Annotated in this window: 5 protein-coding genes; 2 read left to right on the top strand and 3 right to left on the bottom strand. The window is 72.3% G+C overall.

Annotated elements, in window-relative coordinates; translation table 11 throughout:
* Positions 1-129: 129 nt before the first annotated feature.
* The gene (locus ACFW3D_RS01975; protein ID WP_500500290.1) at positions 130-1581 is read right to left on the bottom strand and encodes an MFS transporter; all 1452 of its coding nucleotides are present in this window, start codon (positions 1579-1581) and stop codon (positions 130-132) included.
* Between the two features lie 116 nt (positions 1582-1697).
* Here ACFW3D_RS01975 and ACFW3D_RS01970 point away from each other — a divergent pair, with 116 nt between their 5' ends.
* Positions 1698-2147, top strand: a complete 450-nt coding sequence (locus tag ACFW3D_RS01970; protein ID WP_500500288.1) for a MarR family winged helix-turn-helix transcriptional regulator — start codon at positions 1698-1700, stop codon at positions 2145-2147.
* A 95-nt stretch (positions 2148-2242) separates the two neighbouring features.
* On the opposite strand, the gene ACFW3D_RS01965 is transcribed toward ACFW3D_RS01970, so the two are convergent.
* Both ACFW3D_RS01965 and ACFW3D_RS01960 read right to left on the bottom strand, forming a co-directional pair.
* Positions 2243-3823, bottom strand: coding sequence for an NADH-ubiquinone oxidoreductase-F iron-sulfur binding region domain-containing protein (locus ACFW3D_RS01965; protein ID WP_500500286.1), 1581 nt, complete (start codon positions 3821-3823; stop codon positions 2243-2245).
* Positions 3820-4971, bottom strand: a complete 1152-nt coding sequence (locus ACFW3D_RS01960) for a hypothetical protein (protein WP_500500285.1) — start codon at positions 4969-4971, stop codon at positions 3820-3822. The genes ACFW3D_RS01965 and ACFW3D_RS01960 overlap by 4 nt, the downstream gene beginning before the upstream one ends.
* Before the next feature lie 336 nt (positions 4972-5307).
* On the opposite strand from ACFW3D_RS01960, the gene ACFW3D_RS01955 reads away from it, so the two are divergent.
* A complete protein-coding gene (locus tag ACFW3D_RS01955; protein ID WP_500500283.1) occupies positions 5308-7278 on the top strand; it encodes a S53 family peptidase in 1971 nt (656 codons plus the stop codon).
* The last annotated feature ends 183 nt before the right edge of the window (positions 7279-7461 follow it).

The following is a 7461-nucleotide window of genomic DNA, read 5'->3' as shown; positions in this document are numbered from 1 at the left end:
CCCGCTGCTATTTGCCCCCCCCGGCGGGCACCATTGTTGGTAATGTTGGGCCTAACCCGGAGGGGCGGCGCCCGGCAAAACAAAAATCGTTACCCCGGCCCGCCGTTTCTCCTGGCTCCGGCGGGGGCGTCAGGAACCGGAGACCTCCGCCGGTGCAGGCGTGCCCGCCTCCTGCCGCGGGGCGGCCGCGGGGGCCCGGTCGGTGAGCCCCAGGGCGGCGAGCGCCGCCACGACCGTGACGGCCGTGCACACCCGGTACAGGTCGTGGAAGGCATCGATGCCCGGCGCCGAGTGCGCGGCCAGGACGGCCGCCAGCATCGCCGTCCCCAGGGCGCCGCCGATCTGGCGCGCGGTGAGGTTCATCCCCACGCCGGCCGCGAACTGCAGTGGCGGGAGCGCGGTCGCCGCGATGGACGACAGCGAGGTGACGGCGAAGCCGAGGCCGCCGCCGCCCAGGAGCCCGGTCGGGACCCAGGCTCCCCAGAAGTCGGGTTCGGCGCCCAGGAAGTCGCTGCCCATCAGTGCGGTGCACGCGGCGAACATCGTCGCGCCGAGGACCACCAGCCAGCGGTGCGTCGCCGGGTTGGAGACCCGGCCGGCGGCGGTCGAGGTGATCATGGAGGCGACCGCGCCGACGCTCATCGCCCCGGCGGCCTCCATGATGCTCCAGTGCCACACCCCGGTGGCGAAGAGCGCGCCCGCCAGCAGCCAGGCGAACATCGACACGCCGAAGACCGCCGAGACGCCGTTGACCACCGCGTACTTCCGGCTCTTCCACAGGTCGGTGGCGATGGCCGGGGATCCGTGCCGCCGCGACCTCAGCACCGCGAACGCGCCCAGGGCCAGTCCGCCGGCGAGCAGACCGAGGGTGCGGGCGCTGGTCCATCCCCAGGAGTCGCCCTCGGTGAGCGAGGCGACGACCAGTCCGATGCCGAGTGCGAGTGCCGCGGTGCCCACGACGTCGGGAAGCCTGCTGCCCGTCGCGGGCCGGTGGCGGGGGAGCGCCCTCAGCCCGGCGACGGCCAGCAGGACGCCGATGGGCACGTTGATGTAGAAGACCGCGCGCCAGCTGAGCTGCTCCACGAGCACGCCGCCGATGGCCGGGCCGACGACCGCGGAGAAGCCCGCCACCGCCGACCAGGTGCCGATCGCCTTGATCAGCTTCTCCAGCGGGGTCGAGGACATGATCAGGCTGAGCGCCGAGGGGATCATCCCCGCCGCGAGCGCGCCCTGTGCGAAGCGCGCCACGATCAGCCACTCCGGGCCGGTGGCCGCGCCGCAGGCCAGCGAGGCGAGCGTGAAGCCGGTCAGCGACCAGAGGAAGACCTTGGTGCGCCCGACGGTGTCGGCCAGCCGTCCGGCCGGCGTCAGTACGGCGGCGAACATCACCGCGTAACCGCTGACCACCCAGGTCAGCGTGGCCATCCCGGTGTCCGGGAACTTCTCGATGATCTTGGGGAACGCGATGTTCACGACGGACAGGTCGAGGAACGCCATGAAGGTCGCACCCGAGCAGAGGAGCAGCACCAGGCCCGGATTGACCTCGGGCCCTCCCTGCCCACTCGTTAAGCGATCGGACATAGTGCGGCACACCTCCGGTGAGCGGGTACGACGGAACTGCTGCGGACCGGCCGTCTCGGGTAAGATGGACAGGGTCCTTACGTTCTCAGCGTGCCAAGAACGTAAGGTTCCTGTCAATGCGAGGGGAGACCTTGGTGGACGCCGACATCGATGAGCTCTGCCTGAGCTTCCTGGTCCGGCAGGCGTGGCTGAACATGCGCGGGGCCATGGACGGCGCGTTGTCGGGGCTCGGGCTGTCCGTCGCCCAGTACGCGTCCCTGCTCGTGCTGGCGGACCAGCCGGGCATCACCATCGCCGACCTGGCCCGCGCCGTCGCCAGCACACGCCAGTCGGCCAACGAACTGCTCGCGGGGCTCGCGGACCAGGGTCTGGTCGAGCGCCGGCGGCACCCCACGGACGGCCGCAGTCAGCAGGTCTTCCTGACTGACGCCGGGCGTGAACGCCTCGAGGAGGCCCGGCCCGTGGTGCGCGAGCGCGAACGGAAGCTCGAGGCCGGGTTCAGCGACGAGGAGCGCCGGCTGGCCCGGCAGTGGCTGCGGCGCATGACCGGCGACCGCGCGGAGTGATCGCGGAGTGATCGCGGAGTGCCGGCACGGCGGCCGGCACGGACGTACGAGGGGCCCGGCACCGTGATGGCGCCGGGCCCCTCGTACGAGCGCGGTCAGCGGCGGCCGCCCTCCTCCATGCGCAGCGCCAGCGCGGGGCAGCGGGCCACCGCGCGCTGCGCGGCCGCGTCAAGGTGCGGCGGGACGGGCGTGCCGGCGATGTCGGGGTAGCCGTCGCGGTCCAGCCGCACGATCTCCGGCAGCACGCCGGCGCACAGGCCGTGGCCCTTGCACAGCGTCCAGTCGACGTTCAGCCGCTTGTTGCTGGGTGCCGCGGCCGCGGCACCCGCGGCACCGCCGCGCAGCACGGGCGGGTCGGACCTCAGCAGCGGAAGCACGCCCACCGTGGGGCGGCCGCAGCCGCCGCCGAGGACATGGGCGGCCAGGTCGTCGGTGAAGGCGTTGATGGTGGACATCACGAAGCGCATCGAGCCGTCGGGGTGCTTGCACACCCCGCGTCCCTTCACCGCGACCGCGGTCTGCCGCAGTTGCTCCAGCGCGGCCTGGCCGCCGCCGTTGAGCACGTCCTGCAGCAGCCCGGCCATGCGGGGGAGCCCCAGGCGGCACGGTCCGCACTGCCCGGCCGTCTCCGCGGCCAGCCACTGCGCGACCCGCAGCGACTCGCCCAGCGGGCACAGGCCGGGGTCCAGCGGGAGCAGGGCGCCCGCGCCCAGGGTGGCCTTGTGGGCCTCCAGGCTCTCGCGGGCGATGGTCACCATCGAGGCGACGTTCGGGTCGATCCAGTTGCCGTGGTAGCCGCCGACCAGCACGCCCTGACCGGGGTTCCCGCCGCACATCTGCAGGATGTACGACATCGGCACGCCCGTCGGGGTCTCCACGACCGTCTGCCGGGGCACCGAGCCGGAGACGGTCAGCATCGCGGTGCCGGGCTCGCCGGGGGCACCCGCGGAGCCGAAGCGGATCGCTCCCATGCGGGCGCCGATGGCCAGTTGGGTGTAGGTCTCGGTGTTCGAGAAGAGCGTCGGCATCCCGCCGAGGCCGGACTCGCTCGCGCTCACCTTCTTGCCGGGCGGCAGGGGGAGGCCGCCGTTGGCCGCCGAGATGATGCCGGAGGACTCGCCCGACACGAAGCGCTCCGGCATGCGCACGATCCGGGCCCTCAACTGACGGCCGCGCTTGCTGCCGAGGCCGCGCTCGGCCAGGGCGTCGCGCACGGACTGCTCGTTGGTGTCGCGGGTGACGCTGATGACCAGTTCGCGGGCACCGAGGATCTCGGCGCACAGCAGGGCGCCGTCCAGCATCAGGTGCGGGGCGCGGCGCAGGATGACCGCGTCCTTGCGGCAGGCCGGCTCGCCCTCGCAGCCGTTGACCATCACCGCTGTCGGGGTGCCGCGGCGGCGCGCGGCCTCACCGACGGCCTTGAGCTTCTTGTAGAAGGGGAAGCCCGCGCCGCCCCGCCCGCGCAATCCCATCAGCTCCGCGAGGTCCAGCAGTTCGCCCTCGGTCATGCTCGGCATGGAACCGTGCACGTTCAGGTGCGTCACCCGGTCCAGGCGTTCCACCTCGTCGAAACCCGCGGTGATCCGGGGCAGCCCGACCGTGCGCACGTCGGGCAGCACATCACCCGCCCCCGATCGAGGGGCGGGTGACCGGTCCGGTATGGCGGGAACGCTCATCGTTGTCCTTCATAGGGTCCGGGCGTGGACTGCTGCCAGGCGATCGGCTGGAGCCGGTCGGCCCCGAGCGGGTCCGCGTCCTGTGCGCCGCCCGGCATCGGCGTGCCCCACGCGGGGGTGCCGTCCCAGCCGGTCTGCTGGGGTTGCTGCTGGTACGGCACCTGCGGTTGCTGCGGGTACGTCGCCTGGGGGTCGGCGGGTACCTGCGGCATCTGCATCGTGGCGGCCGCGGGATCCATGCCGAGGGTACGGTCCGGGGCCGGGGGAGGGACAGCCGTGTACTGCTGGGCGGTGGGGAAGTTGGGCAGCGGCGGCAGCGGTTGGCTGTAGGCGCTCGCCAGGCTGGGCCCGGTCTCCTCGCGCGGCGCGGCACGCCGGCGGCCGCCCGAACCGCCCCGGGACGCGGCCCGTTCGCCGCCGAGCTTGCGGAAGGAGGCGGAGCGCGCCCGGGTCTCGGGGAAGAGCGCCTCGCCGCGGGTCCTGCGGAGCCGGTAGATCAGGCCGATGGCGACACCCACCAGGCAGATCCCGTAGGCCACGACGATCCACGTCTTGGCGGAACGGCCGGACTGCAGACCGTGGATCAGCGCCATGCACCAGGACGCGTACGCGGTGCTGTGCAGGATGCGCCACCGCACCGGGTGCCGGTTGGCGGCGAAGACGCTGCGCATGGCGCCCGTGGCCGCGGCGAGGATCATCAGGTAGGCGGCGAGCACGCCGAGGGCGATGAGCCCGTCCCGGCCGGTCACGCCGAGGGGGAGGAAGGCGCCGGCGGTGGTGACCCGTACCTCGACGACCTTCGTCGTCACGTGCAGGATCAGGAACCCGATCGCGGCGACGCCCAGGCCGCGGTGGATGCCCTGGGTGAGCAGGCGTTCGCGGGGCCCGAGGAAGAAGGTGTCGGTCGACACCAGGCCCCAGATGACGGTGCAGCTCAGGGAGACGAGGGTGAGGACGCCGGCGCCGAAGTCCAGGAACGCGCGCAGGTACGGACCCGCGGTGACGGCGAGGACGAGCAGGGCGGCGGCGGTGCCGGCGATCGCCCAGGCGCGGGGCGACCGTGCGGCGCGAAGGGCCCCGGACAGGATGTCGCTCGCCGGTATCGGGGGGGTCCGGCGACTGTCCGGGGACTGTCGGTTGGTGCGCATGCGGCAGACGCTAACCCGTACGGGTGGCCAGAACGATCGTCTTTCGACAACCCGGGATGAGGATCATTACGAACTGCTAACGTTGGTTTGTTCGGGCTCCGTTCGGCAAGGATGATCGGTCCTTCACCCGGAGCGTCCGATCCCCGGCACCTTATGTCCGCATTCCGGATCGGTTTGCCCGCCCAATTGCCCTTCCGTGGCGCTTCCTTGAGTCCTTCTTGGCGAACACATGCCCCATACATGAGCTGTTCACAGCGAGAGTGGCGTGGCGGTTCACGCGCGCTGCCGGTTCCGGCGCGCCCCACTCCGCGAGAACTTCACACAGCAGGGGGTTACATGAGCTCCACCCGCTCGAGAAGGCGGGCCGGCCTGGCCCTGGCAGCGACACTGCCGCTGGTCGCCGGTGCGCTGGCGATGGGCATACCCAGCGCCCAGGCCGACGCTCCGCACGGACGGCACGGCCTCGCCGGCAGCAAGCCCGCCTGGGCCACCGCCCAGGCCGACAAGGGCGCCACGGCGGACTCGGCCAAGGTCACCCTCCGGGTGTACCTCGCCGGCCGCGACGCCCAGGGCCTGGCGGCGTACGCCAAGGCCGTGTCCGACCCCGGTTCGGTCTCGTACGGCAAGTTCCTCTCGGCGAAGCAGGCCAAGGCCCGCTTCGGCGCCACGGCGCAGCAGGTCGCCCAGACCCGGCAGTGGCTGGAGTCCTCCGGGCTCGAGGTCACCGGTGCCAACGACCACTACCTGACGGTCACCGGTGACGTCGCCGACGCGGAGAAGGCGTTCGGCACCCAGCTCCACAACTACGCGAAGGGCGCCAGGACCTACCACGCCCCGACCGGGACCGCCTCCGTCCCCGCCTCCCTGGGCGGCGCGGTGCTCACGGTCACCGGCCTGGACAACTCCCCGCGGCGCGCGCGCCACCAGGACACGCTGCCGGCGCCCGGCGCCGTCTTCAAGAACGCCGGCCCCTTCTCCACCTACTACGGGTCGAACACGAACAAGAAGCTGCCGGTCGCCTACGGCACGCACGCCCCGTACGCCGTCAAGGGCTACACGGGCAAGCAGTTGCGCGCCGCCTACGGTGCCGGCTCGTACAACGGCAAGGGCGTCACCGTCGCCATCACCGACGCGTTCGCCTCCCCGACGATCGTCGCCGACGCCAAGAAGTACGCGGCCCGCAACGGCGACGCCCCGTACAAGCGCGGCCAGCTCTCGCAGGTGCTGCCGGCCGACTACCGCTACACGAGCCCCGACGAGTGCGACGCCTCCGGCTGGTACGGCGAGGAGACCCTGGACGTCGAGGCGGTGCACGCGGTCGCCCCGGCCGCCGACATCACCTACGTCGGCGCCTCCTCCTGCACCGACGACGACCTGCTCGACGCGCTCGGCAAGATCGTCGACCACCGGCTCGCCGACATCGTCTCCAACTCGTGGGGCGACCTCGAGTCCAACGAGACCCCGGACATCGCCGCCGCCTACGACCAGATCTTCCAGATCGGCGCGGTCGAGGGCATCGGCTTCTACTTCTCCTCCGGCGACGCGGGCGACAACGTCGCCAATCCCCTGGGGACCGGCGCGAAGCAGGTCGACACCCCGGCGAACTCCCCCTGGGTCACCTCCGTCGGCGGCACCTCGCTCGCCGTCGGCAAGGGCGACAAGTACCAGTGGGAGACCGGCTGGGGCACCCTGAAGACCACGCTCGCGGCCGACGGCTCGAGCTGGACGGCCTTCCCCGGCGGCTTCACCTCCGGCGCGGGCGGCGGCACCAGCAAGCTCTACGGGCAGCCCTTCTACCAGCGCGGCGTCGTCCCCGACTCGCTCGCCCTGGCGAACGGCGGCAAGGTCAGGCAGCGCGTCGAGCCCGACATCTCGGCCGTCGCCGACCCGAACACCGGCTTCCTGGTCGGCCAGACCCAGGCGTTCCCCGACGGGTCCTTCCAGTACAGCGAGTACCGGATCGGCGGCACCTCGCTCGCCGCGCCGGTCATCGCGGGCGTCCAGGCGCTGGCGCAGCAGGCCCGGCACGGCGTGCCGATCGGCTTCGCCAACCCGCTGATCTACGACCGCTACGGCACCGGCGCGTACCACGACGTCACCGACCACCCGCTGGGCCGCGGCAAGGACCTCGCGGTGGTCCGCGTGGACTACGCCAACGGCTTCGACGCGGCGGACGGCACGATCACCTCGCTCCGCAGCCTCGGCAAGGACAGCTCGCTGTCCGCGGTCGTCGGCTACGACGACGTGACCGGCGTCGGCACCCCGGCGCGCGGCTACCTCGACTCGTACCGGCCGCACCACCGCTGAGCACGGCCGGAAACGGCAGGTAAGGGCCCGCACCGGGGGGAACCTCGGTGCGGGCCCTTCCCGCTCTGGGGTACCCTGACCGCATGCGTGCCGTACGCCTTCTGCTTAGCAAGCCGCGCTGACCAGGTTCGATGTCAGCGCGGCGCCCCTCCTGTGCGAGGGGCTTTTTCGTTTCCGCAGTTC

Source organism: Streptomyces sp. NPDC058864 (assembly GCF_042742985.1).
Classification (GTDB): domain Bacteria; phylum Actinomycetota; class Actinomycetes; order Streptomycetales; family Streptomycetaceae; genus Actinacidiphila.
This window is presented reverse-complemented; position numbering and strand designations above follow the sequence as displayed.

Coding starts and splice junctions, on each gene's coding strand:
- ACFW3D_RS01975 (WP_500500290.1), bottom strand. CDS start 1,581: ATGTCCGATCGCTTAACGAGTGGGCAGGGAGGGCCCGAGGTCAATCCG.
- ACFW3D_RS01970 (WP_500500288.1), top strand. CDS start 1,698: ATGCGAGGGGAGACCTTGGTGGACGCCGACATCGATGAGCTCTGCCTG.
- ACFW3D_RS01965 (WP_500500286.1), bottom strand. CDS start 3,823: ATGAGCGTTCCCGCCATACCGGACCGGTCACCCGCCCCTCGATCGGGG.
- ACFW3D_RS01960 (WP_500500285.1), bottom strand. CDS start 4,971: ATGCGCACCAACCGACAGTCCCCGGACAGTCGCCGGACCCCCCCGATA.
- ACFW3D_RS01955 (WP_500500283.1), top strand. CDS start 5,308: ATGAGCTCCACCCGCTCGAGAAGGCGGGCCGGCCTGGCCCTGGCAGCG.